Origin of the sequence: Haloferax sp. ATCC BAA-644, assembly GCF_000336975.1 — an archaeon.
In the GTDB taxonomy this organism is placed as follows: Archaea; Halobacteriota; Halobacteria; order Halobacteriales; family Haloferacaceae; genus Haloferax; species Haloferax volcanii.
The window spans coordinates 19426-44217 of sequence record NZ_AOLF01000004.1 but is presented as its reverse complement, the minus strand read 5'-3'; the positions used below and the strand labels follow the sequence as shown (position 1 = coordinate 44217).

At 56.3% G+C, this 24792-nt stretch carries 21 protein-coding genes and 2 pseudogenes; 7 read left to right on the top strand and 16 right to left on the bottom strand.

Annotated elements, in window-relative coordinates; translation table 11 throughout:
• Nucleotides 1–106, top strand: a 106-nt coding sequence (locus tag C458_RS17770; protein WP_008573311.1) for an IS6 family transposase, incomplete at its 5' end; no start/stop codon positions are given.
• Nucleotides 107–109: 3 nt separating this feature from the next.
• Here the strand turns inward: C458_RS17770 and C458_RS18915 are convergent.
• The 4 genes and pseudogenes from C458_RS18915 to C458_RS03665 all read right to left on the bottom strand — a co-directional run.
• Nucleotides 110–583, bottom strand: a pseudogene (locus tag C458_RS18915) (hypothetical protein); the annotation flags it as partial.
• Nucleotides 576–1265 carry a nucleotidyltransferase domain-containing protein gene (locus tag C458_RS17760; protein ID WP_008573309.1) on the bottom strand — a complete coding sequence of 230 codons (690 nt, stop codon included), beginning with the start codon at nt 1263–1265 and terminating at the stop codon, nt 576–578. The gene C458_RS17760 and the pseudogene C458_RS18915, both read right to left, overlap by 8 nt.
• Before the next feature lie 419 nt (nt 1266–1684).
• Nucleotides 1685–2152: a hypothetical protein gene (locus C458_RS03670; RefSeq protein ID WP_008573308.1), complete on the bottom strand. Its 468-nt coding sequence runs from the start codon at nt 2150–2152 to the stop codon at nt 1685–1687.
• Nucleotides 2133–2441: a DUF6516 family protein gene (locus C458_RS03665; protein ID WP_008578693.1), complete on the bottom strand. Its 309-nt coding sequence runs from the start codon at nt 2439–2441 to the stop codon at nt 2133–2135. Before C458_RS03665 ends, C458_RS03670 begins: the two co-directional genes overlap by 20 nt.
• A 416-nt stretch (nt 2442–2857) precedes the next feature.
• Between C458_RS03665 and C458_RS03660 the strand changes: the two genes are divergently transcribed.
• Nucleotides 2858–3142, top strand: a complete 285-nt coding sequence (locus C458_RS03660; protein WP_008573305.1) for a PadR family transcriptional regulator — start codon at nt 2858–2860, stop codon at nt 3140–3142.
• A gap of 110 nt (nt 3143–3252) precedes the next feature.
• On the opposite strand, the gene C458_RS17755 is transcribed toward C458_RS03660, so the two are convergent.
• The 10 genes and pseudogenes from C458_RS17755 to C458_RS03620 form a co-directional block, all read right to left on the bottom strand.
• Nucleotides 3253–4434, bottom strand: coding sequence for a tryptophan--tRNA ligase (locus C458_RS17755; protein WP_008578692.1), 1182 nt, complete (start codon nt 4432–4434; stop codon nt 3253–3255).
• An 834-nt stretch (nt 4435–5268) separates the two neighbouring features.
• Complete coding sequence (locus tag C458_RS03645; RefSeq protein WP_008573300.1) at nt 5269–6141, bottom strand: hypothetical protein; 873 nt, start codon at nt 6139–6141, stop codon at nt 5269–5271.
• A 410-nt stretch (nt 6142–6551) separates the two neighbouring features.
• Complete coding sequence (locus tag C458_RS17750; RefSeq protein ID WP_008578687.1) at nt 6552–8138, bottom strand: hypothetical protein; 1587 nt, start codon at nt 8136–8138, stop codon at nt 6552–6554.
• On the bottom strand, nt 8135–9352 hold the full coding sequence (locus tag C458_RS03635; RefSeq protein WP_192815226.1) for a poly-gamma-glutamate biosynthesis protein PgsC/CapC: 1218 nt from the start codon (nt 9350–9352) through the stop codon (nt 8135–8137). The genes C458_RS17750 and C458_RS03635 overlap by 4 nt, the downstream gene beginning before the upstream one ends.
• Nucleotides 9349–11247, bottom strand: coding sequence for a CapA family protein (locus tag C458_RS17745; protein ID WP_255348184.1), 1899 nt, complete (start codon nt 11245–11247; stop codon nt 9349–9351). Before C458_RS17745 ends, C458_RS03635 begins: the two co-directional genes overlap by 4 nt.
• A gap of 347 nt (nt 11248–11594) precedes the next feature.
• Entirely contained in the window at nt 11595–11762 is a 168-nt protein-coding gene (locus C458_RS18340; protein ID WP_008573292.1) for a hypothetical protein, read from the bottom strand.
• An 88-nt stretch (nt 11763–11850) separates the two neighbouring features.
• Complete coding sequence (locus C458_RS03630) at nt 11851–12711, bottom strand: hypothetical protein (RefSeq protein ID WP_008573290.1); 861 nt, start codon at nt 12709–12711, stop codon at nt 11851–11853.
• 307 nt (nt 12712–13018) lie between these two features.
• A pseudogene (locus C458_RS17740) lies at nt 13019–13838 on the bottom strand (IS5 family transposase).
• 220 nt (nt 13839–14058) lie between these two features.
• Entirely contained in the window at nt 14059–15123 is a 1065-nt protein-coding gene (locus C458_RS03625; protein ID WP_008573287.1) for a TrmB family transcriptional regulator, read from the bottom strand.
• Nucleotides 15124–15242: 119 nt separating this feature from the next.
• On the bottom strand, nt 15243–17243 hold the full coding sequence (locus tag C458_RS03620) for a glycoside hydrolase family 15 protein (RefSeq protein WP_192815227.1): 2001 nt from the start codon (nt 17241–17243) through the stop codon (nt 15243–15245).
• Nucleotides 17244–17340: 97 nt separating this feature from the next.
• Between C458_RS03620 and C458_RS03615 the strand changes: the two genes are divergently transcribed.
• The 4 genes from C458_RS03615 (at nt 17341) to C458_RS03600 (ending at nt 22129) form a co-directional block, all read left to right on the top strand.
• The gene (locus C458_RS03615) at nt 17341–18828 is read left to right on the top strand and encodes an extracellular solute-binding protein (RefSeq protein WP_049897105.1); all 1488 of its coding nucleotides are present in this window, start codon (nt 17341–17343) and stop codon (nt 18826–18828) included.
• A 63-nt stretch (nt 18829–18891) separates the two neighbouring features.
• Nucleotides 18892–19884, top strand: a complete 993-nt coding sequence (locus C458_RS03610; RefSeq protein WP_008573282.1) for a carbohydrate ABC transporter permease — start codon at nt 18892–18894, stop codon at nt 19882–19884.
• On the top strand, nt 19884–20858 hold the full coding sequence (locus C458_RS03605) for a carbohydrate ABC transporter permease (RefSeq protein WP_008573280.1): 975 nt from the start codon (nt 19884–19886) through the stop codon (nt 20856–20858). The genes C458_RS03610 and C458_RS03605 overlap by 1 nt, the downstream gene beginning before the upstream one ends.
• 2 nt (nt 20859–20860) lie before the next feature.
• Complete coding sequence (locus C458_RS03600) at nt 20861–22129, top strand: ABC transporter ATP-binding protein (RefSeq protein WP_008573279.1); 1269 nt, start codon at nt 20861–20863, stop codon at nt 22127–22129.
• A gap of 216 nt (nt 22130–22345) precedes the next feature.
• Here C458_RS03600 and C458_RS03595 read toward each other — a convergent pair whose 3' ends face one another.
• Entirely contained in the window at nt 22346–22819 is a 474-nt protein-coding gene (locus tag C458_RS03595; protein ID WP_008573277.1) for a hypothetical protein, read from the bottom strand.
• A gap of 127 nt (nt 22820–22946) precedes the next feature.
• Here C458_RS03595 and C458_RS03590 point away from each other — a divergent pair, with 127 nt between their 5' ends.
• Complete coding sequence (locus C458_RS03590; RefSeq protein WP_049897104.1) at nt 22947–24125, top strand: PQQ-binding-like beta-propeller repeat protein; 1179 nt, start codon at nt 22947–22949, stop codon at nt 24123–24125.
• On the opposite strand, the gene C458_RS03585 is transcribed toward C458_RS03590, so the two are convergent.
• Complete coding sequence (locus C458_RS03585; protein WP_008573273.1) at nt 24122–24772, bottom strand: DUF6735 family protein; 651 nt, start codon at nt 24770–24772, stop codon at nt 24122–24124. The genes C458_RS03590 and C458_RS03585 overlap by 4 nt on opposite strands.
• Nucleotides 24773–24792: the final 20 nt, after the last annotated feature.

Genomic DNA, 24792 nt, shown 5'->3' with positions numbered 1-24792 from the left:
TCGGCTGAGTGTCCGCCAGTGGCTTGCAGTGTTCGTTCATTACTATAATTTTCAGCGACCGCATCAGTCGCTCGACGAAAGAACGCCAGCTCAGGAGGTTAACTAGACAGTGCCCGTATTTCTTTGTGGATTGATTCACTACGTATTCGTGTGTCTCTCGTGCGAGCTCGAACAGTGTCTCCGCACGATTTTTTGAAGCAAGCCCATCCTGATAATAGGTTTTGGCGCGATGATTCCGCCAGAGGTCCTGGAGATTCTCAGCGACATGCTGCGAGATAATACCGCGTCTCGCCGCTTCTGTATACACACCTGGATGTGTACCGGGAAGGTCACGAGGTTCGAGACCTCCCTCAAGCAGTTTGAATTCGATCACACGCTCAATCGCGACGAACGATGCCTCAATCACGAGTGTGTAGAAACCCTGTTCTAGAAGCACCGTCGCACCAGCGAGGAGACGACACGACTTCCGCAACTGAAGGATATCTGCTTCGTTCGTCTCAAGTCCAGATTCAATCGTACTAGGACGATGATCGAATGCGGCTTGCACTTCATCAACGAGCGTCTCGATTCGAGTACTACTCATCGGTCATCACAGCCGTCCGGACATGTTGGAACCCCGCGTCACCATAGACGGTGACACCGTCGCGAAAGATCTCGTGGAGTTTCTCGCTCGCTCGAAGTGCGCTTGCTTCGGACTCGACAAACGGTTCAAACGTGTAGCGGTCGCCGTCGAACCGTTCTTCACCCAGGTCAGCGGCGACCGTCGAGACGACGCGTCGCGCGATAGTCCGGTCACCCTCAACGAGCACAAAGACATCAATATCGCTTTTTCGGTCGGCTTCACCACGGGCGACACTGCCAAAGACGAGAATGCCGAGTACGTTCGTGACTGCATCTGTCTGTTCGATTGAGGCGTTGACCCGTTCAACGAACGCTCGAACCGGTGCGTGATACTCCACTTGCGGAATCCCCAGAACAGGGTCGTCTTTCTGCAGTCGAGCGGGGTTGATTGAGACGTACTTACGCTGTGTTGTCTGTCGAACCTGTACGATATCAAGAGCTTCAAGGAACTCAACTGCTCGCCAAACTGTCGACCGACTCCGGTCTGTTATCTCACTCAATTCTTTGAGTGTGAACTCGGACTGGTGTGCATCGATGAGGTGGCGTACCACGTCATCGGCCGCACGCAGCCGAAACACTCCCGTGTCGCCACGTGGATCAACTGGCACGCAGACATTTATCCCTTGTTCTGTATTCTCAGACACTGTCTGATTATATGAAACAGCTTATAATAAACCTATGCGTCAACTCTCTGCAAAGAGACTTACTCCAACAGTCCACTCCCATACTGCGGTGTTCGGCACACGGAACACCGCCAGACCGGTTCACCAGCCCACGCTGCAGGCGGACTATCGTCGCGTGAGTCGAACCGATGTGGTGTCTGCTCACCACACGACTGACAGCGGAGCAGTTGCCGTGTTGGTGAGGTAGATGTCGGCTGTGACGGCGACGTGTCGGGAGACGCTCGTCGAAGTGCAATCGCCGGGACAATCCACGTCTCCGAGTCAGAGACCAACCGTTCACGACGGGAGTCCTCAGTAATCTGCGTCCCAACAGCGTCGTACCATCGGGAGCATGAATAAGGTTTCAACAGTTCAAGAAAATCGCAACCGCGAATCTCCGGCTACGCTGATGCGGGCGACGAAGACCCCTCATCACGCGGCAGACCGAACTCAACCTCAATCCGGACCGTATCGTAGGGGACGTACGGCTTCTTTGCGCGACCATCCGTCTCGAAATGGATGATGTCGTACTCGGCTAGTAGGTGTAGATCGTCGTGCACATCATGGACGTCGCGCTCCAAGCAACTAGCCAGCGCGCGGATACTCTCTGGCGGGCGTTCCATCACCTCTTCGAGGAGTTCCATCCGCCGGTCGGTTAGCAGTTGGCGGAGCCGCGTCCGGTCCTCGAAGTTGACGACATGCGGTACCTCTTCCCCCTGCTCCCACCGTTCGGCCCGCTCAAGAGCCGCTGCCTGCGCCTGTTCCGCTGGGAGTGACGTGATACGGAGAGTCGAAGGGTACTCGACCCCGTCCGGGTCGGGAGTGAATTCGTCGTGCGTCGGTTCAGTGTCAGTTGGTTCGTTGCTCATAGATCTCGTTCACCTCGTTTTGGAAATCGTCGACTAGGTCGGACAGCCCTGTGAACTCCAACTTCGTGATGTCGCCCTCAGGTGTATGTCGGTGGTGTCGACCGACGTCCAAGTGGTACGGCGAGTTATCGTACCGCAGGAGTGTGTCGCCATCAGCGCCCATGTACTGAAAGCTGTACTTTAGTCCCTGCGGGAAGTCTTCGCTCGACGGAACCTGCCACGCGACCATCTCGTACCGACTTCCGTCTGGCTTCTCATTTTCGTCCCGGTACACAACCGTTGCAGGCATCGGTTTCCTATGTTGTGGTACAACCCCAACAAAGTTAAAGCTTAGCGTTTGGAACGTCCCCGATAGACAGATTCCGTACACTCAGCACTACTTTGAGCTTTTTAGCGATAGTATCTCGAATTTACTCTTTCTTTGGATGGTATTCAACGCCGTCTCACGCGGTGCTTGACTCTCGTGTGAGAAAGTCCGTCTCAAGCCCATTTGCAATCGCAGCGGGGCGTCGTCGAATGCTGCTTGCACCTCACCGACGAACGTCTTCGTTCAGTCGAAACTCAGCGGTCGGAGCATGGTAGGGCGGCATACCACGTCGTGGCCGTACGTTCCGATATAAACGTTCGTCTAGCGAGGTCACTGTGAAAACCTGACCGGGGGCCAACAGACGTTTATGTATTCTTAAACTAGCTGTGGGCAGCAAAATGTACGATCTGACCGGGTTCCAACGCGACCTGCTGTATGTCACCGCCGGCTTGGATGAGCCGCACGGACTCGCAATCAAAGACCAACTTGAGGGCTACTACGAAACCGAGATCCACCACGGCCGGCTATATCCTAATCTCGATACGCTCGTTGAGAAAGGTCTCCTCGACAAGGGCGAAAAAGACCGCCGAACGAACGTCTACGCAATCACCGCTCGCGGTCGCCGAGAAATCGAAGCCCGCGACGACTGGGAACAGCAGTATACGAGCGAACTTACAGAATAGTGTGTCGAAGGCGTGTTGAATGCATCTCGCGAGTCAATCAGTTTGTTCATGCAGAGATGTTGCCCAATCCAACTACCGCCAAATCAGTAAAAAGCGGTGAATTGAGATGTCTACTGATGTGAGAGTGCGTTATCCGGATATCCTGCTCGCCTTCTTGCAGCCTGCCGCTCGGTTTCAGTCAGCCGGTACGGAGACAACTCTTCATCCAGCGAACCGAGTGCCGACCGACGGGCCTGATGAGATTCGAGGAAATCCGCGATACGCTCTGCCGCGACTTCCTTGAGTTCACCACTCAATAGAGACCCCTCACGGTAATCTGCTGCCAGTTGTTCAACCCGCTCGTCGCTCTCCTCAAAGAAGTAGTGCAACAACAAGTATGAGACATCAACCTCTGGATTCCCACCTTGCGAGCGATGTTCCTCGATGCTCGTCTGTCCACCTGAGTACGCGTACGTCCGGATTTTATCGGTGACCGTCTCTCGGTCGTCCGAAAGGAGGATACTCGGGGCGTCGTCAGACGAACTCATCTTTCCCGGCCCTTCAAGGCTCGGGAGGAATTTCGAAAGCAATGCCCCGGGCTTTCGTACGTCGTACCGTTGTTTCGCGGCAATGTCACGACAGACGCGTACATGTGGGTCTTGGTCTACTGCAATTGGAACGAGTGTCGGATGGGGCCCTTCGACAAGTTGTGGAAGGAGCAGATGAGTTGCTTGCACGGCGGGATAGAACGACAGGCCGATATTCTCCGGTTCTCCGTACGTCGCGTCGACTGTCGATTGGGTCACTTCCTTTGCAAAGGCAGTAGCAAGTGGGTACACCACGTCGGCGTCTGCTGTATCAACGATGATGCGAGTGCGGTCAGGGTCGAAGCCGACGGCAAGGAGATCGCGGAGATTCTGGCGAGTGTAGTCGCTGATTTCGTCCAGCGATTTGTCCTTGAGAAAGTACTTCTCGTCGTCGGAGAACGGTATGTAGACGCGTGTGCCAGTCCGTTCTTGGAGATATTTTGCAAAGTAAAACGGGAAGATGTGGCCGATATGCATCGGCCCGGAGGGGCCACGTCCGGTCACGATTGAATGGGGTTCGCCATCGTTTGCGGCATCAAGGAACGAGTCTACATCTCGTTGGGCGTAGAAGACGTCTCGACGGACGAGCGGGTGGCCGGGGTCGGGGAACCGCGTTTTCTGTTCGGGGGTGAGCTGGTCGGCTCCGAATCGGTCAAGGAGTCGGTCGTAGTCGATGTCGCTTTCGACGGCGTAGGGCGTTACGGTGAAGTTGTCTTCTGCTGGCATTGGTGGTGTTGAGAGGGTGGTCACTTGGAGTGCGGTACAGCGAAGAAGCGAGTGAGCATCGCGGTGGTATCGTTGGGTGAAGCCCGTCAGACCCTACACCGAGATACTGTCCACTTCCCGTGACGCGTGCCAACGCCAGCAGCTGGCGGAGGAAGTGGACTGCATATGTCCGACGATGGGCACATGTAATATATATCCTATGCTTCGATAGTTACGTTTTCTTTAAATACTGCACTATCGTGGCTGTCGATTCAAGCTGCTGAACTCACTCTCTGAGTGTGTCACAGCGCTTCTGTCAGATTCCGGGATTTTCAACGGAGTGGCCTGAGGAGAACTCACGAACAGGTGAAAAATCACGTTCAGCCGTGCCACAACGTTGTCTTCTTGTTTACTCGCTTCAATCTCGCCGGAAAGGTCGCATCTTCTACCAGTAACTAAGGTCGTGGCTGCGCGCGCAGCGCCGTAGAAGCGAGCACGGAGCGGAGGGTGGGTCGGTGGGGTCAGGGTCGGCCCGGCAACCACCAAAAAAGAAGGCAACGTCGCGCCGTAGATCGTTCAGTATAGGTTGTTTGTCGACCGGGTTTTCAAGCGGGAACATATCTGAAGAAAGGATTTCAATAGAGCCGCAGCGAAAGAATCGATACAGAAACCAAGATGTCTGGAAACAAAGCAAACACCTCCACTTGGATTCGACGGGCGCTACTTCGATTGTCGAACGACTCGACTTTTCAGGCATGAGACGGCCGGAATCACCCGTCTCAAAACAAGGGAACAGCTGCCCAGCGCAGTGGGTCTGTGAGTGGGCTGAGAGTCCCCAGACGCCCCTCTGGGTGATTATGCCTCCGTGTTAATACGACGGCTGAGAATTACATATAATTCTCTGAAGACGATGGCGGCACCCACACCAAGTGATCCAAGTGCGGCTGCGGTCATGAGTGCGGGAACGAAGAAGACGGGATCAAGGACGTAGTCAAGGGGCGCGCCCGTCAGTACAAATGCTACGGAGTACCCGAGAACTACCGCCGCGTCGCCAAGCCACGCAAGTACAATCCCGCGAGAGTACAAGTAGACGACTGCCGCGACTGGAGCGCCGAATACGGCGAACGCGAATGGCTGGTATGCTGGGTAGAGTCCGTGAAACCAAGGCATCAATATGGCCGCGAGAACGCCGGCAGTGATAATGACAACCAGCGCTCTGTGGCGGTCCTCCGACGAGCCGAGGAAGCGTTCTGACAGCGAACGTTCGTTCGGTGGCGCCCAGTAGCGGGACAGCGACCCAATCACAATGGCAAGAGCGCCGAGAGCGAAGCTGAGACGGAGGTGGGTCGCAAGTGTCACACTAAGAATGTCGGCTTCCAATACGTCTGGCTGCGGGCTGAAAACCCTGCGTGCGAGCGCCGACGCGACTGGTAGGACGGGCGCTGCTGCGAGCGTGTACAGTACGGCACCACCGTGATAGTGGACAACAACAGCAAGCAACGCTGTGGGGAGATATAAGATAGCACCGGCATAAGCGTGTCCGATGTCATGGGATCTTGGAGTGACTGCGCGTATGGCACTAGACTGGGTGGTTACCCCGGTATCAGCGTAGGTCCCCTGCCAGTAGGTAGCATATATAAAAAACAGGAGGACGAACGAGATAACGACGGTGCCAGCAAGACGGTGGCGTGCGTCGGGGCTTCCGAGGATAATACGACGGGCATCCATCGAAAATTACAATTCACTGATTTGACAATAGAGTTATGACATTGTACTCTTTATCGACATGCTGATTCGGGCAAGAATAGCTTTGAAAGGAAGGTTTCAACAGTTTCAATTATGCTCTTGCGTAGCACATTCTTGATGTAGAACTGTCTTAGAGCTGTCTTGCGATTCTATGGTGAATGAGGCGAGGATAGAATCCGGTCGTTGGGCGGTCAGACGATTAGTTTTCGTTGCGACTGTGCTTTCGAGAGCTGTATCAACAATTTCCTACCGAAAAGCGTATCAAGTAACAAACGCCTCGTTGTTCGGGCTGAAATACCGCCCTGTCAATTTACTTGGAAATGGTAGAGGTGGGAAGAAATACCGCGAGACGTTGAGCCACAATAGGCGGCTATGGAGAAACTGCGTGAGAACTACGAAACTGACACTTCATCTAGCCTCTCAACCAGCGATCTGCTCTGGGCTCGCGAGTTGATTTCAGAATCGATCTGTCGCATGAACTCATCAACGGTGTTTCCCATAATCATCACCGGTTGACCGTGATCGAGCAGGCGATCTAACACGGCTTCTGGATCGGCATCAGCGTCTATCTCCGTGACCTCACACTTCGTTTCATTCGCGAATACGGAACTGCCACTGCCCATCACGTATCCAGCATCAATGATGCCCTGGTCAGCAAGATGATCGAAGTACGAAACGAAGGAGGCAGTTCGGCCGCGTCGGTCTGGCCGCAAGAATACAAATGGAATGATACGGTTAGAGTTCTCAAGAGCCTGTCTAACCGCCTCAGTGCTCTCGACGTCGTTCACCTCAGCTGCATTAAAAACGAGTCCGTTCGGGACTGTAGTCCATGCTGGCTGGATCTGATCGAGATACGCTTGGATTTCATCCGAAGGAACTGGGGATTCACCGACGGCTGTAAGGGTGTGGTTCACCGCGTGAACTGTCTCCGCTCCAAGTAGCCCCTGGTGCTCTTCTGGGATCGCTACTTGTTCGATTGTCGCTCCCGTGGCCGTGATCTCACGTTCCAGATACTCGTAGATGACCGGATGCTGTTCACCGCACACGATGTGAGCACTAGGAGGGATTGATTTGGCAAACGACCGTGCAATCTCAGTTCGATTTTCGCCAAGCGTGTCTTGATGATCACGCCGAATATTAGTTAGAACAATAACATGGGGATCTAGGAACGATTCGTTAATCAAACGGGTCGTGTACTCTGTGATACCTTGATTCTCAAAAATCGCGACATCTTCAGGAGCATATTTTTCGAGTTTGGGGACGTACTCTCGAAAAACGTCGATGTTCTCATATAGGGTCGTTCTGGGTCCTTCGCGGTTCAACGGGACCACACCACCGTTATGTATCAGATGGGGCTGATTCCCCGTGATTTTTGTCAATGTATCGTATCCACGCCGTCTAAACACATCGTCAAGCCGGCGAGTAGTCGAAGATTTTCCACGAATACCAGAGACAACTATCCGTGTGTCTATTTTCTGGATTGTCCGGCGGTGTTTGAATCCCCGAATTGGAAGCGTCGCTAGCGAGCGAATCCCCGCCCGTATCGATGTTGAGCCGACATCAAACGCTAATGATTGTTGTTTCTTGTCTTGAAGGAGAAAAACGGTTTCTGTAATGCTGGCAGCCTTACAGAATGACGTGGCTGCCGCCACAGCACCGGATTTGGTCTCGTATACTTCCGTCGACTGTGCAAGCACGTCGTCGCCTTCAACAAGCACCCACTCGCACTGGCCATCAGAATCCACGGTCACACACTGTACGTCAGCAACGCGCTCACTCGCCCGAGTACCATTGAACTGTTGTTCCGGCAGACCTTCGACGACAGATGCCGCGGCACGGATCTGAGTAACTGCCGCACGAGCCTGTTTGGGTGAAGAAAACGTCTCTGTAGACTGGCTTAAGACGAGACTGCCAGTTCGAAAGCGCCACCGCCACCCGGCTTGAGTATCGTACACCTCGAACCGAGTCTCACGGGTCATGGATCCGACTCCCGTGGTGTTTCATTATCGAGCGCAGCAGCATCTTGGGAATTATTAGGCCGATTCAATATGGATCGATCAGAGATCGCCTCTTCGTCAGGTTTCCGGATTGTTTGCCACTCAACGTACCCGAAGCACACGGCGACGATGCTCAGCCCGATTATTATTTCAGTCAAACCAAATTGACGGGGGAATCCTCTCGGTAGGACCGCTCCGGTGAGTCTGGTCAAGCACAGCAAAAAGACGAATGATCCAAACTGGAGTGGGATGAACAGCTGTCGACTGGCCGGCTGTGCGACATGTACGTTGTACGCGTTCACCCCCGCTAAGATACCGACAAAGAGCGCTGAAAGCCCACGTGTAATCGCTAATTCGATCGACAATGGTATGGCTGCGACGATTCCAAACGCTGCGCCAATACCGACGAGCACACGCCCATATAACAACGAGGAACGGTGGATAACTTGGATGGCAATATATGAGATTATGATTAAACAGATGTATAGATAGACGAGCCGGCGGTCAGCGAGCGAAAAGATTGCGAGCAACGCTACCGAAACCACTCCAATCCGGATATCGTACCGCTCGCGGACACGTTCTGACAAGAGCATCCCAATCGCGAACAATAGGACAGTTACAAGCCGAGGAAGAATAACCGGCGACAGAGGCTCATTAACGGCGACACCCTTCCACGTCGCCACATCTGCTGTACGCGAGTAGAGCGTAATAGGAGCGGCGGTCGCAAGTGTGGGGGCAAACTCCGCCGAGACGAAAAACCACCCAAGCCCGAATAAACACACGAACACCACCGCTGCCGTCAATAGGTCCCAGCGACGGGTCTCATCATCAAGCTGATGATAGTTATATGCAGCAAGGCCAGGCAGAATACTCCCGATAAACACAACAGTCTGGAAGAGGTCCTGAATAAGAAAGCCAAATGTCAGGAAGATTGTGACTGGTATTAGGCTCCCAATCAAGATTGCGTAGATCAGTTCAGCCCGGCCATAAATCAACGTCTTGTTCTTTAACAGTCCGAGTCCAAGATACGCGACCGCAGCACTAAAAACGTAGATCGGGAGCATAACGAAGCTTTTCAGGGTGTACACGGCGAGAATCGGTATCGCAATCGTACCGCCAAGCCGGTACCCATACACCTGTGTCAATCCTGCCACTGCTAAGAGTCCAAAAGCAGTAACGATAACTGCGACAATCACTGCCAGCGCACCTCGCCGTCAACCGGGACTGTGCGAACAGTTGCCCCTGGTGGACCTCGGATAGTATCGAACTGCCTACCGCCGCTGACATCAGCCGGCTCCCACTCAACGAGACTTAACGAATCAAATGCCGCCCGCAGGATATTGACCCCGTCAGGCGGGCTCAAGAACAGGAAGACATCGATATGTGTGGCATCGACAGGACGCTCTAATTCAAGTGAGAAGTTGGCCCATTCACGCTCTGTCGTCGCCAAGGATGTTTCCTGTGATTGGAACGAACTCCCAGATGTATCGTCGTACCACGAGACTAGTAGGCGAAGCTCTCCATCCGCGTTCGTCCGATATGTTCCTGACAGTGTGAACTCCTCGTTAGAAACTGGCAAACGGTTCCATGGCGATAGCAATGCTCGATTCTCGTTTGCTCGAACACGTACAAGTTCAATACCGCCGGAGCCATCCTGTCCAATCGGTTGGTCACTGCCACGTGTTTCACGACCGTAGCGCCACAGGGTGCCCTCGTACGCGTCGCTGTCAACATCGTGATCATCAAACGACCCGGTAATGAACCGTTCGCGACCGAGTTGTACCGGGTCATCAGAGTCAGCAACCCAACCACGCACTCTGCGTTGAATTCCACCATCGAGGGTCAGGTGTTCTGGTGGGGTCTGTTCGACATTAGGCTGGTACGCCAGTGTATCACCAGCAATCGCAAACGAATTATCTGAGAGGCCGGCGAGTTCCCACGTCAGCCGGTTTCGGAGTGGTCCCGTCACACCCCGTGGAGTGTATCCTTCAATGAGGATCGGTTCCGCTCGTGCCGACTGGACTCCGTTTGGAGTCACAGTCACCTGTAGGACGAACGATCGATATGTGGCCCACAGGTTTTGGTCAAAAAAGAGGTTCCCCATCGACCATGCGATCAGCGCGCCGTCACGGGACTCGAGTCCTCCCGACACGTGTGGGTGATGGTTTACCACTAAATCCGAACCAGCAGCGATTGCGGTATCAGTCAGATCTTGAAGCTCCCGGGTAGGCGTCCGTTGGTACTCTTCACCGCCGTGAATCTGTGTCACGATCACATCCGCACGTTCGGTCGCAGCCTGTACGCTGGCACGGATCGTTTCGGGCGTCGCTTCAGCAACCCCCGCACGATCCGGGACAGTGAGTGTTTCGTCATCTCCGTCGACTGTGTATGTCGCAGTCGTCTCATCAGCCGCCCAGTTGCGGTCATACTGTCTGCCCGCGGTCGTCGTTACCGAAACGAAGCCGACGGTTACCCCATCACGTTCGAGAACGGCTGGGGTGACTGCGGTGGAAGGGTCCGAACCGGCACCGGAATGAGCAACTTCGGCCGCATCGAGAGCCGCAACTGTCTCTTCGAGTCCTGGCGTGAGGGCATCGAAGGCATGTGTGTTCGCAAGTGCTGCGTAATCGATGCCGGCATCAGCCATCGCCGCTGCAGCGACGGGATGGCTAGTGAAAACAAATGCCTTCGACGGGTGTCGCCATTCTGATGTCGTTAGCGGCGTCTCTAAGTTGATTGATGTAATGTCCGCGTCCCCGAGTAGCGGCGAAACCGAGTTGAACAATCGGTCATGAGAGTCACGGCGGTCACCCGGTTGTAACCGGTAATAAAACCGGAGCGGATCGTCTCTTGGCTCGTAGTACCGTCGTCCAAACATCGCGTCTCCACCGAACGCTAAGCTGATGGCTCCCTCTCCCGACTCTAGTGTGATGTCTCTCGTCGAGCCTGGTGAGAGTGCCCTCGTAACTGAGTTGTGCTCCGGGTGGTCGAAGCGAACCCAAGCCGGGAACCTGCCAAAAGAAATTTGATATGATCCGTCAACATCAGTGGTGGTTCGTGCGATTTCGCTGCCGTTTCGATAAGCGGTCACCGACGCGTCTGCTAACGGGTCACTCCCTGTGGTGACGGTCCCGGTAGCTGTTGTCTCGCCGCTATCGCTATCTGAGACTGTCTGTCGAAGTCGCTCCGAACATCCAGTAAGAGAGGCAATTCCAGCGACTGAAAGCCCTATGAACCTTCTTCTATTCAACTTATATTACCCATCCACTCTTCATATTTGAGATCAACGATATGTCAGAGAGATTCTCGTTATCGGATATTTACAGAAAAATAATTAATCAGAAATTATCGCCGCCATGATCCCGTGTTGATTCTAGTATTTTATTAGAAAATCACACGACGGCCGAATATAATTATTATAAATGAGATACTAGAGTATCATTTACTATCCTCGTCGAGCAACTCCTTCAGCTGAACAAGGTCACAGAGGACGCTGTCGGGATAGCCGTCCGAGTGTCGGTAGACTTGTGCGATGCGGTCGGTTTCGGACTGTTCGTTTGCGGTCTCGCTCCGTTGGATGAATCGGAGTTGACTTCGTGTCGACATCGATCACCGCCGGAGTGTGTGCGCCGGCACCCATCACCGGCGCAAAAACACCATCACACAGTCGAATCCCGCAGACGGCTAACAATCCTCACATGCTTTCTGTTTTTAATTCAGATATTACCCTGTCAAAATCGTCAAAGGTTTCAGGTTTTATTCCCTCCTCGATGTTTTCTACTACCCTGTCTATCAGTTCCAGATTAATCCATTTGGACTCCAAGAGTAACATATTACAATCTGAGAGGAGAGCCTGAGTACAGATCTCTAAGTCCGCAATATCGTTCGCATCGGGTTTCTCGTTAGAATCCATCACTTGAAATCGCTGGAGGTAGACCTCTCCCTTCACATACTTCACTATATCTAATTCGTGCTGATGTAGGACTAATTTCTCACTATCCTCTTGCTTCTCCAAGTGGTCCTTGAAAGCTAGCCCTTTGAGGTTCTCATATCCGTATTCGTGAATTAGGTCTCTATACTCCTCAATACCGTTATAAAATTCGTCGACAGGTTCCCAATTCGAAGAACGGAAAATGTATTGTAGCGTCTCAACCATCCCGATACCCTGGGTCTGTTGTACCGCAAATCTTCGGAAATCATCGTCCGGGATGAGAGAGAGCGGGTTATCTGAGATTCGATATTCATTCCCGCTAGTCGGTGTTGGGGGAAGACAGTAATCCGCAATTGCAGCAATAATTTTCGACATGAGGTCCTGTTCCTCCGCTTTGACTAGATCGATGAAATTCCCGTAACTGAAGTAGACTTTCACATTATTAGAAGAACACACCTCATAGAACTCCTTGAAGAGGTCTGGATTCTTCTTTAGAGCAATCCAGTAGTTGGTGTCCATAATTACTCTCTTCATCTTGGCAATACTCACGAGATAGACCGTCTTAACTCCAGTCTTGAGGACTAAGTGAGCTAGCTCACTTAGATTTGATTCGGTTGTCTCCATGCTATAAAGTTTGAAGTTTCAATTGAGGGTCAGCTGGTCTTGTTGAGTTCCTCTGGCCCTGTTGAAATCCTATTGCCTCGACAACTTTTCCGCTGAAACAGCGGTTGGGTGGGTGTGCATACTATGTGTTCCACCAACAAACCTACAATCAAGACGGAGGTAGTGAGCGTATGTTACCGAATACCTCCATTAAGCTGGCTCTCCTTGGAATCGCTATCTTGGCGGCAGACACTGGTGCCGTGATTTGGGGGAATTATATCCTTTCTTGGATACGTAGCTCCAATAGCTGAGTCCTCTGTATCTAAGTTCAGAGTGCCTTGTCGATGTTGTGAGTGAGACAGCCGACAACGAGTTCCCGGAACTGCTTCCACCAGAGTCGTGAACGGACGAATGCGCCGTACTTCCGTTTGAGGCGAGATTTCTCCGTCTCGTTCTGACTACGCTGACCGTAGAGGTCGGCGTCCAGTCGAGCGTTCCACGCCTTGTGAAGCGACGAAAATTCTCGATGCTTGATGACCGGGCGAACACCAGATTCACGGGCCAACCTGCGAACCTTCTGGTCGTCGTATCCCTTATCGCCAAGAAGAACCGCTACTTCTCCGGTGTTTCGCTTGATGAGCGACGGCGCAATCTGCGAATCGTGTTTTCGCGTCGTCGTCACGTGTACATCGAGAATTACGTTCGACCTCGTGTCTACGAGAAGCGTGACTTTCAACTGCTGAATCGTCAACTTCGCTCGTCGTGTAATGCTTCGAGGCGTGACTCCGGTCGAACCCGGAGGCGTCGATTCCGACGACACCGTTAGTCGGTAGAAGCGTAACTGAGAGATTAAGAAGAACACGCCACACAGCCATGTCGAGTCGATTGAACGCTTTACACAACGTTGAGGGAGAGGGGAGTTCCATCAGGTCGATGGCACTCCGAACCCGGGGCATCTCGATGAGTTCGTCGAGAAGCGTTCGGTACGTCGTATTCTTCCGCACCTTGAGGCATAGCAGGACAATGTGTTGGTGTAGTGTGTATCGGAGTTTCGAGAACTTCGAGGAGTAGCGAGCGACAGCTCGACGAGCTAAGTGAAATGCCTGCTCAACGAACTGGAGTAACCGAGATTTTGGGAGGGCTTGCATCCGGTCAGACTACCGGGCGAACCTGTAACTTACTGAGGATTTCAACAGAGCCGTCTCACTCGCAACATCGACCTCGTAGATGTTCCCTGACTCCGATTTCACCTCGTAGATTCCTCCCTTTGTAGTAACGAGACGTCCTCTCTTCAGTTCGAACTCGCTTAGTGTGCAGCCCGAGTGTCTCTTGAGACGGCGACTAGTCGGTGAGAACGTACAGGAAACGCTATGCCTGTTCTATATCACTGACCGAGCGGAAAATGACGCGTCGGGCCTCGAAATCCTCCAAAAACGCCTTCGAGCCGCCGACGGTAAACGTGTCGTCAGGCGTCTCAACGACGAACGACTCTTGGGTCGGGAAGTCGTTCGAGAAGGGCCGAACGAGGCTCTGTTTCACCGCCACGATCGTCCCAGTCGTCGTCTCGAACGCCGCGTTACTCTGGGTGGGACGGATGTCCATCTCGGCCGTAACGACAGCTCCATCCATCAGATGTAGCGTCGCGTCGAACACCGCATTGCGGAAGCTCGTGAACGTCGCCGGCAGTTGGCTTTTCGACCCGACATGCACCTGCTCGCCCATCGGCCAGTAGTTCGCGATAAACGAGTCGAACAACGAGGAGACGATGTGCTCCTCAGCGTGGTAGATGGCATATTCATCGGAGTTCGAGTTCAGTATCGCATCTGCCGAGGCAATGATACCGTCACCCCGGTCAACGGTCAGCGTTACTGGCGCCGGGGCGCTCCACGTCTGGATGATACTCGCAGTCGCACCGTCGATCGAACTCGTGCCGTCGTATTCCGTGACGAGAAGCATACAAAATACTCCCCGGCTCTGGGCCTCTCTGAGCGAGTCTTCGACCCGATGAAGAACCGATGCGGGAAGTGCGAGAACGAGTTCGGATTCAGCGGTGTCGATCAGCTTGTTGAGCTGAGCGAGTATCGTCCGTCGAGATTTGATGATACTGAACTTCTGCTGTTCGTAGCTCTCGGAGTCAAACAGATCCTCTAACTGGGATTCGACAGTCTGTAGTTGAGAAACGAGATTATCGATGCCCTCTGCGGGCGGAATCGCTCGCAACTGCGTCGGTTGGACGTGATCGTCGATTTCGATGAGGTCGCGCTCTTCGAGTTTTCCGACGATATCGTACGCGTAACTCTTAGAGATGTCAGCCTCTTCAGAGACGACTCGGATTGTCGTCGCCCCGTTACGGAGTATTGTCACGTATGCTCGCGACTCCTTGTCCGAGAGCCCAATTCTCATGAGGCTGTCCACCACCTCGTCTTCCACCATACCCAAGTGTTCGGCCAAGGCGGGAGATAAATCTTAGTAAAGATGAGAGTACAGGCAGGGAGCTGTCCGACGCGTGACTGCCTCGGACCCCGTTGTTGAATGTAACAACCCTACTCGGTTTAGGCACCTCGGGTAACACGGGACGCGTGCGTTGCCAGTCGAATGGCGTGGGACCAACCCAACGGCGTTGCGCTGTCAGGTGCTCCGGTGTCGAAGAACTGCTCTGGGAGATAGCCCGATGGAAGGCAGAGACTGCCGTCGAGATCAATTTCGTCAAACAACCGGTCCGCCCACTTTTCGGGGTCGTACTCGTCAGTCGACGAGAAGAGTCGAATCGACTTTTCGGCCGCGTACGCCCCCCAGCCAGTCGAGACGGTCCAAACCTTCTCGCTTCCCTGCCCTCGCTGCCGCCACGTATCGCCCTCGAATCGCGTGAGTCCGGAGATGTCGCCGGTCTCTTTCCAGAGCCTGGAGAACGCGGTGTGGAGGTGACGCTCAAGCCGCCGCAATCGCGTGTCACCGATATCCTCGATGGCCCGGTAGGCGAGGTAAGCGTCAACGAGCGAGAACGTCGTGCTGTCGACTCGGTCGTCCAAGTCACCGTCACCGTCGTCTAATCGGAGCGCGTAGATACCCTCGTCGGGGTCCCACGCCATATCGAGCGCGTCGAAAACCTCCGTTGCCCGCGTCGCTGCGCGCTCTCTGGTGGCTGCATCGCACGTGACGGCCGCGATCGTGCTGTAGGCCTGAACGAACTTCGCGGCAGTATGCGTGAAACGACCATTCGTATTCTCCCACGCGTTTTCGCACATCGTCGGAAAGCCATCGTCTTCCAGCGAACTGTCGAGCCCGTCAACTCCCGACTGTAACGCGTTCTCGATGGCCTCGACGGTGACGTTTCGGAGCGACTGTCGGTACGCCGAGAGATACTCGGCGAGGAAAACGAGGACGCTCGCAGTCTGGTCGGCTTGGTACTGCGTTTCCGTGCCCTCGATGTGGCCGTTTGCCCATCCCGGCGCAAGCCGGCCGTTCATCGGCCACACCCGGTGAGGCCACCGGCCGTCAGGTAACTGTGTCCGCAAGTAGAACTCGGCGCTCTGTCGGTGTATCTCGGCTACATCGAACCCGAGCGACTCGTCGGCTTCCAAGAGAAACGTCGAAACTTCTCCGTCGTCTCGGAACCACGTGTAGCCGTAGCCGCCGGAGTACTGGTAGTACGGGTCGAAGTCCGGCCCCGCAATTCGGGCCCCAGTCGGTGCGGAGAGTAACTCAAGGACCGAAAGGTCAGTCGCGACAAGTCGGTCCGCGACCGTGGGGTACTGGCCTGCCTGCCGTGCCGTCGCGAGAAGCGCGGCTGAATCGCTGTTGGTTCGTCGCGTCCGGGTCGCGACCGCAGAGAGCGCATCCGAGCGAGACTGCGTTTCGATGTCCGACAGCAGGGTGACGAGACTGGTCTCACCGTCTTCGAAAGCGACGCGGACCCCAACACCGCCGGTGAGGCGACTCTCCTCGTACTCTTCGGACGCGCCGAACTCCGGAAACGACCGCGATTCCGCGGCGAGTATCTCGTCGAACCGTTCGAGCACTTGGGGCGTACACTCCACGAACTCAGTCGAGGTACCGAGATAGTCGTGTTCGCGGTTGTGGTACACCTCGACGGCCTCGTCGTGGACGAGCTGCCCGACGCGCCCATCTCTCCCCTCCGGGCTGATCTCGACGAACCCGGCCAGTTCGGCATCTTCCGGTGCACCGTCGCCAAGCTCAAACGTCGTCGTGTGGGCGAGTCCATCGGTAACGTCGCGTTGTATCACGTCGAATCCATCGAGACGGTGCGTCGTCTCGACGAGCGACCGGCCCGCTCGGTACGTCTGGCTCCCCGTGTCGAGCGCATCGAACCACTCGACCGCGTCACCGACACGGACGCCGAAGCGTGAGGACACGATGCCGCCGAATCCCGAAAGTGGGTACGAGTAGTCTCGGAGCGACCCGGCTGGTGAAACGTGAACGAGGCGTTGGTCCGACCCGCTGAATCTGCCTTGCCGCGTACGCCGTTCGCCCGGAAATACGTCGGTTGCGTCTTCGTTCTGCTTGTAATCGTCGAGTGACCGTCGGAGTCCCATACACCTACTGGCCACAGAGTTCAGATAAAGTTCTTGTGATATCTCAAATCTAATCCCTAAAGTATAAGTGTCCCTATTTTGATGAACAATTCGGACGATGACAGCGAACCCAGAGACGAGCAAGACGACGAAGAAGAGCGTCTCACGACGGCGGTTTATCGCCGCTGCTGGTGCGACGGGAGTCACAGCGGGCCTCTCCGGCTGTGCGAGTATGTTCGGCAACGGCTCCGACACCGGCGGACAGGTCGGTTCCGAAAGCGGTGGAACGACCGTCGTCTGGGGCTTTGACGCGACTGTCGCACAGGACCACGCGGACCAACTCCGTACTGCATTACACGAGAAAGGGGGACTCTCGGACGACATCCGCGTCGAGTTCCAGCCGGGCCAACCGGACAGCGGGAAGCGTCGCTCGACGTACAATCGGCTCCTGAGCTCTCAGGAGACGACGCCGGACATGTTCATGATGGACAACGGCTGGGTGAACATCTTCATCCAGCGGGGACAGCTCGCTAACCTCTCTGAGGTTCTCCCCGAAAGTGCGCGTTCGACCATCGAAAACGAGTACTTCGCTGGATTCACTGAGACGGCCATCGACCCCGCCAGCGGGGACCTGTTCGGTGTTCCGCTGTACCCCGACTACCCGACGATGTTGTACCGGAAAGACCTCGTCGAAGAGGCCGGCTACAATCCAACTGAGGAAAACTGGGCCACCGAGCCGATGACGTGGAAGCGGTGGTCGAACATCGCTGCCGAGGCGCAAGAGGTCTCGGGCGTCGATTACGGCTTTACCACCCAGTGGGATATCTACGTCGGAACCGCCTGTTGTACCTTCAACGAGGTCCTGTCTTCGTGGGGCGGCGCCTACTTCGGTGGTCGCGAGAACCTCTTCGGTCCCGTCGGCGAACGACCCGTCACCGTCGATTCGGACCCGGTCGTTAACTCGTTGAATATGATGCGAAAGTTCGTCCACGACGAGAGCTTCGACGGGCAGTTCAGCGACTACGGCGGTGGCTTCACGCCGACGAACATCCTCGGGTGGATCGAAGACAGTTCGCTCGCGCCGTTCGTCGACGGGAACGCCGTGTTCCACCGCAACTGGCCGTACGCGATTAACCAAGCAGCGTCGGAGTTCGGCGACGACCTCGGGACGATGCCGCTTCCCTACGGCGTCCCCGAAAGCGAGGCGCAGTTCCCCGGAACCGGTGGGTCCACCTCCGCACTCGGTGGCTGGCACATTACTGTCAACCCGAACAGCCAGAAGCTCGACGCCGTCACACAGGTCATCCAAGCGTCGATGCGCGAGGAGTTCCAGCTGTTTCTCCTGGAGGTCGAGGGATGGCTACCGCCGCGGGCGAGCCTGTTCAACTCCGAGACGGCTTCGGAGCTCGAACCGACCGGCGACTACATGGATACGCTCCGCGTCGCCGGTGAGAACACGATGGCTCGACCGGTTACGTCCGTCTGGAACAACCAATCGAGCAAAATCGCAGAACAGGCTAATCGTGCGGTCGGACAAGAGGTGTCGTCGGCCGAGGCGATGGCGACGCTCCAATCCAGCCTCGAAGAGACTGAGAGAAGCAACTGACGAGCTGAGAGCTCCACACTCAACAGATCAAACCATGAGTCCCACACCTCTCGGAGGGATAGTATGAGCGCCGATACGGCTGCGGAGCCGGCACGCGAGTCACGGCAGTCGGGGCCAGTCGTCGTCTTCTTGCGGTGGCTGGAGAACCTGAGCGACACGCAGTACGCGTACCTACTGCTGACCCCGGTATTCGTCCTGCTTGGTATCGTGGCTATCTACCCGCTCTTGCGGACGTTCGAGCTGTCACTGTACGCCGTCTCGACTGACCTCTCCAGTGTCCGTTTCGTTGGTCTCGACAACTACGTCGCGCTGTTCACCGGAGAGAAAAACCGGTTCCTCCCCGGTGGAACGACGTTTCTCCCGACCGGATTCGATGCCGCGAGTCTCCTCGATAGCGCCCTCGTAATAACCCTCATCTTCGCCGTGGCCAGCGTATTGTTCGAGACCCTCATCGGACTGGGTCAAGCGCTCGTCTTAGATCAAGACTTCTACGGCCGGCGGTGGGTCCGTGCGGCGATTATCATTCCGTGGGCCGTCCCAATCGTCATCCAGGGGATGATGTTCTTCTTGATGTTCGACTCGAACGTCGGATTCGCGACGCCGATTCTCGCCGACCTCGGAGTAGTGGCACCAACCAACACGCTGAACGATACGGTCAGCGCGACGTTCATCATTATCGTCGCTGACATCTGGAAGACCTCGGCGTTCATGGCGCTACTCATCCTTGCCGGGCTCCAGAGCATCAATCGTAATCTGTACGACGTGGCCCGCGTCGCCGGTGCGAGCAAGTGGCAGCAGTTCAGATACATCACGCTCCCGCTCATCCTGCCGACCATCGGAGTTGCAGTATTATTCCGCTCGGTGCAGGCGATGCGCGTGTACGGTATCATCGATACGGTCTCAAGCTGTACTGCTGTCCCCTCACTCTCCTGCATGGTCGTCTCGACGTTCAACACGCACGAGGGGACGTCCGCCGCTATCGCGTTCGTGACAGCGGCCATCATCGGCGTCGTCGTGATGGGAATCATCCTGTGGCAGGGGGAGGACGCGATATAATGTCCAGCGAAACCGACGGCACGGCAGACGACGCCGGTCCGCTCGCGCGGTGGGCACGGAACGCGATCCACAACCCACGACGGGTGTATCGAGCGCTGTTCTACGTCGCGATGGCGTTTTTCATGGTCACGACAGTATTCCCGTTCTACTGGTTACTCGTCCTCGCGGTGACGCCGCAGGGGAACCTGCTTTCCGGGAGTTTCCTCCCGACGGTCGAAATATTCGGTGTCAGCGGCACGTTCCCGCTCCCCGTTCCGAAAGGATTCAATCCGACGGCATTCGTTACCGTCTTCGAACAGGTCCCGTTCCACCTGTACGTGCTGAATAGCTTCGTACTAGCTGCCACGACGACAGTTATCGTCCTCGTCGTCGCGAGTCTCGCGGGCTACGTGTTCGGACGGATCGAGTTCCCCGGACGCGCGCTGTTGATGCTCGGTATCCTTGCCATCAGCTACTTCCCGCCCGCAGCGTTCGTCATCCCGCTGTTTCAGGCGTTCGCCGGTAACGCCCCGATAACGATTCCGTTTATAGGTGTCCCGCTATTCACGCCGCCCCGACTACTGAACACCCCGGGGTCGATGATCATGCCGTTCAGCGCGCTGTTCCTGCCGCTGTCGATATTCATCCTCACGACCTTCTACGGGCAGATTCCCGACGGGTTGGAGGACGCCGCGCGNGCGCTGTTCCGCGTCATCGTGCCGCTTTCGGCACCCGGCGTGGCGACCGCGGGCGTCCTCACGTTCATCAGCGTCTACAACGAGTTCTTCTTCAGCTCGATTATGGCGACGTCACCCGAAGCGTCCAAGTGGTCGCCGATCGTCGGCGGGATTCTCAGCTACCAGACTCAGTACACGACGCAGTACAACCTCATGGCCGCAGCGAGTGTTGTGGGGGTTATCCCCGTCGTCATCCTCGTCATCATCGCGCAGGAACGCATCGTCAGCGGACTGACCGCAGGAGCACTTAAAGAATAACAATGGCACGAGTACGACTCGAACACGTAAGCAAGCACTACGACGACGTAACGGCGGTCGACGACATGAATCTCGACATCGACCACGGCGAATTCATCTGCTTTGTCGGCCCGTCGGGATGTGGGAAGTCGACGACGATGGAGAGTATCGCTGGACTCACGAAGCCAAGTGAGGGCGAAATCCACATCGGGGACCGCGAGGTGACGAACCTCCCGCCGAAGGACCGTGGGGTGGCGATGGTGTTCCAGAACATCGCGCTGTTCCCCCACATGGACGTCTACGACAACATCTCCTTCGGGCTCCGCCTCCGCAACTANGGGGTGGCGATGGTGTTCCAGAACATCGCGCTGTTCCCCCACATGGACGTCTACGACAACATCTCCTTCGGGCTCCGCCTCCGCAACTACGACAAGGAGGAAATCGAGCGCCGCGTCGAACGCGCCGCCGAAATCGTCCAGTTGCAGGGGATGCTCGAACGCATGCCCGACGAGATGTCCGGCGGCCAGCGACAGCGCGTCGCCATCGCCCGCGCCATCGTCCGTGAGCCCGATGTCTTTCTCATGGACGAGCCGTTAGCGAACCTCGACGCGAAGCTCAAGGTCCACATGCGGACCGAACTCCAGCGCCTCCACAAGGAACTGGACACGACCATCATCTACGTCACCCACGACCAAGAAGAGGCGATGACGCTCTCGGACCGTATCGCCGTCCTTGACGCCGGCCAACTCCAGCAGATCGACCCGCCGCTCGTCTGTTACAACGAGCCGGCGAACCTGTTCGTCGCCGGCTTCATCGGCTCGCCCTCGATGAACTTCGCCGAGGCGACGGTCACAGAAGACGCGCTTTCGACAGCGAACTTCTCGCTCGCGTTCGACCCGGCGTCTGTCGAGGCTGTGGAGGTAGGTGACGAGGTGACTGTCGGGATTCGACCCGAAGACATCTATCCCAGCGGAGCACGGGTCGAAGTCGAAGACTCCTCTTCGCTCATCGCCGCGCGCGTCGATATTCTCGAACCGATGGGTGACGAGATATTTGCGTACATGCTGTTGGGCGAGGGTCGAACCTCAATGGACCAGTCAGGGACTGATGACCAGTTGCTGATGAGCGTTGAGCCTGACTCGACGATTCGGGAAGACACGGACGTCGAAGTCGTGATAGACCGAGGGAATGTCCACCTCTTCGATACGGCGTCAGGAAACGCACTCGCCCACGGCCTATCCCCCGTTTCAGGCAAGTTAGAGACCGAGACGACAGCCGACGCAGACGACTGAAGCGACCCGGCAACCTCGCCGTCGGCGACGGTGAGACGCAGTAACTCTTGGAGGCCACCGAAAGAAACCGCTCTCTTGGGCCTCCTCTCCTCACACCAAGGGTGTGCCGAGCACAGATGGGTTCCGCAGTTTCTATCGAGGCGCGTTGACATCCATACTTTCCTGCAGGGCGGAGTTTAGCCTTGGTTTTCCATAATGGGGGGAGAATAGGTTCCGCTACCCCTCATCGTATAAGTGTATTAGTGGAAACGGTGAGGTCTGATATTCGTCAGACAGTCTAGATAGATTCCCAACGTAGAGAAGAATGCTGTTCACTCGTTGGTTATCGAAGTCGACTGCGAACGAGTCCGCCCCGTAGGCGGCGTGGTAGGCGCGGTGGCGTTCGAGTGAGCCAGTCACCTTGAAGTGGAAGAATGCGGCCGCCGTGTCGGGCTTGCTCTGTGTTTCGACCTGCGACTCGACGGATGCGGGGAGCGCGATTTGGGGCGTCTCCGTGTCGATACTCGCAGCGAATTCCTCCGCTTCCTCGACGGTTGCTTGCGAATGTGCCGGTGTCTCGCCGGTGAACACGTTCACCGGGGGTTCCGTCCCATTGGTGAACAGGACATCTTCGAAGGTGTGGGTCCCGAGGATCGCCTCGGGGGCTAACTCGCAATCGTCGAATGGATCGTCGCCTTGTTTCTCGGGCATCAAATCACGAGCCTCCGGCGGGACTCACCCATTCCGGCCCCTGAAAAACAGCAGTTGGCTTCGAGTAACCCGCCCACCGGTAGATACCCAAAACCCCTATGGATTCTGTATCCGATGTTTCGGTCAGATGCCCTCCATATCGCGCCGTGAATACCTTGTAGTCTCAGCCACGACAGTTCTCGCGGCAACTGCCGGCTGCCAGACCAATTCGTGTACTCCGACAGATCCTGGCGTCGCGCAGTGGCCACAGACACGTGCCTCTCCGCACAATACGAACGCCGTTCCCGATCAGCCGACGCTCACGGCTGGCGGTGATTATTGGACGAGTTCCCTCGCAGACGATATCGATATCACCGGACTCGTTGCCACAAATGATACGGCTGTCGTCGTCGGCCGCGCGCCTCGCGAGCAGAATGGTATCGTGACAACCGTACAACTCGACGACGGGTCCTCCGAGACGACCCACGAACTCAATCGGCGTCCAACTGGGCCGCCAGCCCTCGCGGATTCGCTCGCTGTGACGCCCGTACTTGGCGACTATACTGAACCATCGACTGGCGGGCTCGTCGCACTCGACACCGATAGCTGGACGACCACTTGGACACACGATACGGCTGGCAGACCCAATCCGGCGACCGTCGCTGACGACCTCCTCGTTGCCACGAGCGATCGGGGCGATGTAACCGCTCTTGAGGCGTCCACCGGCGACACGCGGTGGACGCGATCGTTCGGCGACGATCACCAGCGTGCAAGCATCCCGGCACCACCGGCCATCGACAATGACTCTGTGTACATCACGGCAGATGGCTCTGCCGCCCAAGGAATCTACGCGCTAGACCGCGAGACGGGTGAGACCCAGTGGGGGATCCCTGGGCCAAATATCCCGGAACCGCTCGTCCGCACGGAGGATGTCGTCCTCGCGAGCTACGACCGTTACGAACTCGTGGCGTTCGATGCCACCAGTGGAGACCGGCAGTGGTCAAAAGCGATGTACGATGGTGACCTGTTCGCGCCAGCGGTCGGGCACCGCCGCGTTTTCAGCGCGGACAAGAAAACCGTGTATGGGCTGGCCGTTGAGAGTGGAGACGTCCAGTGGGAACAAGCCCTCGATGTCGCAGGCCCCCCATCGGTCGTTGGGGAGTCAGTCGTCGTTCCGACGACTGACCGGACTGTCGGTCTGAGCATTGAGGACGGGAGCGAACTGTGGGCTCTGTCTGAGACTTCTGCAACGGGATGTGTTCCTATCAGTCGTGGTCTGCTTTACACGTCAGGGAATTCGGTGACGCTACGAACGAACTGTGACTAACCAGAACGAACGGGGTGCTGGTCGGTGCTGGGGATGCGCAGTTCTTGGCGGTCCCCGACTCGCTCGGCCAGCTTCCGTTGCAGGTACTGCCTCGCCGTCGACGGGGTGAACACGCCTGTGTCAAGTACGTCGCCGACGACGTGCTTAAGGGCCACGAACTGTCCCTGCAGGTGGTCGTCGCCGACCGGCTCGCCGTCGTACCAGCGCACCGTCGCAAGCGCGCCGTTCCCGACGGTCACCCCCTGTTCGACCGTCTCCGAGTCGTACTGGAGGCCGAACCACAGCGTCCGATAGGCGGTCACCTCGAACGTCGTCGACACCACGAAGAACGCCTCGTGGTGGAGGTAGTCGAGATGGTCCGCGACGATCTCATCGAGGGTGAGCCCGGTGGTGCGGGGTTTCGGCTCGACGACCGTCGACGGTTGATCCTCGCCAGCGAGGTAGCTGTCGACGGCATCTACCTCGAGGCCATCGGCCAGTTCCGCCAGCAGCTGTTTCGCCCACTTGGAGTCGGTGTCGTCGCCACCGAACGGCGATTCAGCCGAAATTCGGCGCTTGAGCTTCAGGTTCGCTGCGCCCCAATGAGAGTAGTGGAGCGTGTACTGTCCGTCTGTCCGTTCGTACGCAACGAGTGCGCGGTGACCCATCGAGCAATCACCTCACGGGG

Bases quoted from the DNA above. Each gene is read 5' to 3' on its own strand.
- C458_RS03670 (WP_008573308.1), bottom strand. From the start codon at position 2,152: ATGAGCAACGAACCAACTGACACTGAACCGACGCACGACGAATTCACT.
- C458_RS03665 (WP_008578693.1), bottom strand. From the start codon at position 2,441: ATGCCTGCAACGGTTGTGTACCGGGACGAAAATGAGAAGCCAGACGGA.
- C458_RS03660 (WP_008573305.1), top strand. From the start codon at position 2,858: ATGTACGATCTGACCGGGTTCCAACGCGACCTGCTGTATGTCACCGCC.
- C458_RS17755 (WP_008578692.1), bottom strand. From the start codon at position 4,434: ATGCCAGCAGAAGACAACTTCACCGTAACGCCCTACGCCGTCGAAAGC.
- C458_RS03645 (WP_008573300.1), bottom strand. From the start codon at position 6,141: ATGGATGCCCGTCGTATTATCCTCGGAAGCCCCGACGCACGCCACCGT.
- C458_RS17750 (WP_008578687.1), bottom strand. From the start codon at position 8,138: ATGACCCGTGAGACTCGGTTCGAGGTGTACGATACTCAAGCCGGGTGG.
- C458_RS18340 (WP_008573292.1), bottom strand. From the start codon at position 11,762: ATGTCGACACGAAGTCAACTCCGATTCATCCAACGGAGCGAGACCGCA.
- C458_RS03630 (WP_008573290.1), bottom strand. From the start codon at position 12,711: ATGGAGACAACCGAATCAAATCTAAGTGAGCTAGCTCACTTAGTCCTC.
- C458_RS03625 (WP_008573287.1), bottom strand. From the start codon at position 15,123: ATGGTGGAAGACGAGGTGGTGGACAGCCTCATGAGAATTGGGCTCTCG.
- C458_RS03620 (WP_192815227.1), bottom strand. From the start codon at position 17,243: ATGGGACTCCGACGGTCACTCGACGATTACAAGCAGAACGAAGACGCA.
- C458_RS03615 (WP_049897105.1), top strand. From the start codon at position 17,341: ATGACAGCGAACCCAGAGACGAGCAAGACGACGAAGAAGAGCGTCTCA.
- C458_RS03610 (WP_008573282.1), top strand. From the start codon at position 18,892: ATGAGCGCCGATACGGCTGCGGAGCCGGCACGCGAGTCACGGCAGTCG.
- C458_RS03595 (WP_008573277.1), bottom strand. From the start codon at position 22,819: ATGCCCGAGAAACAAGGCGACGATCCATTCGACGATTGCGAGTTAGCC.
- C458_RS03590 (WP_049897104.1), top strand. From the start codon at position 22,947: ATGCCCTCCATATCGCGCCGTGAATACCTTGTAGTCTCAGCCACGACA.
- C458_RS03585 (WP_008573273.1), bottom strand. From the start codon at position 24,772: ATGGGTCACCGCGCACTCGTTGCGTACGAACGGACAGACGGACAGTAC.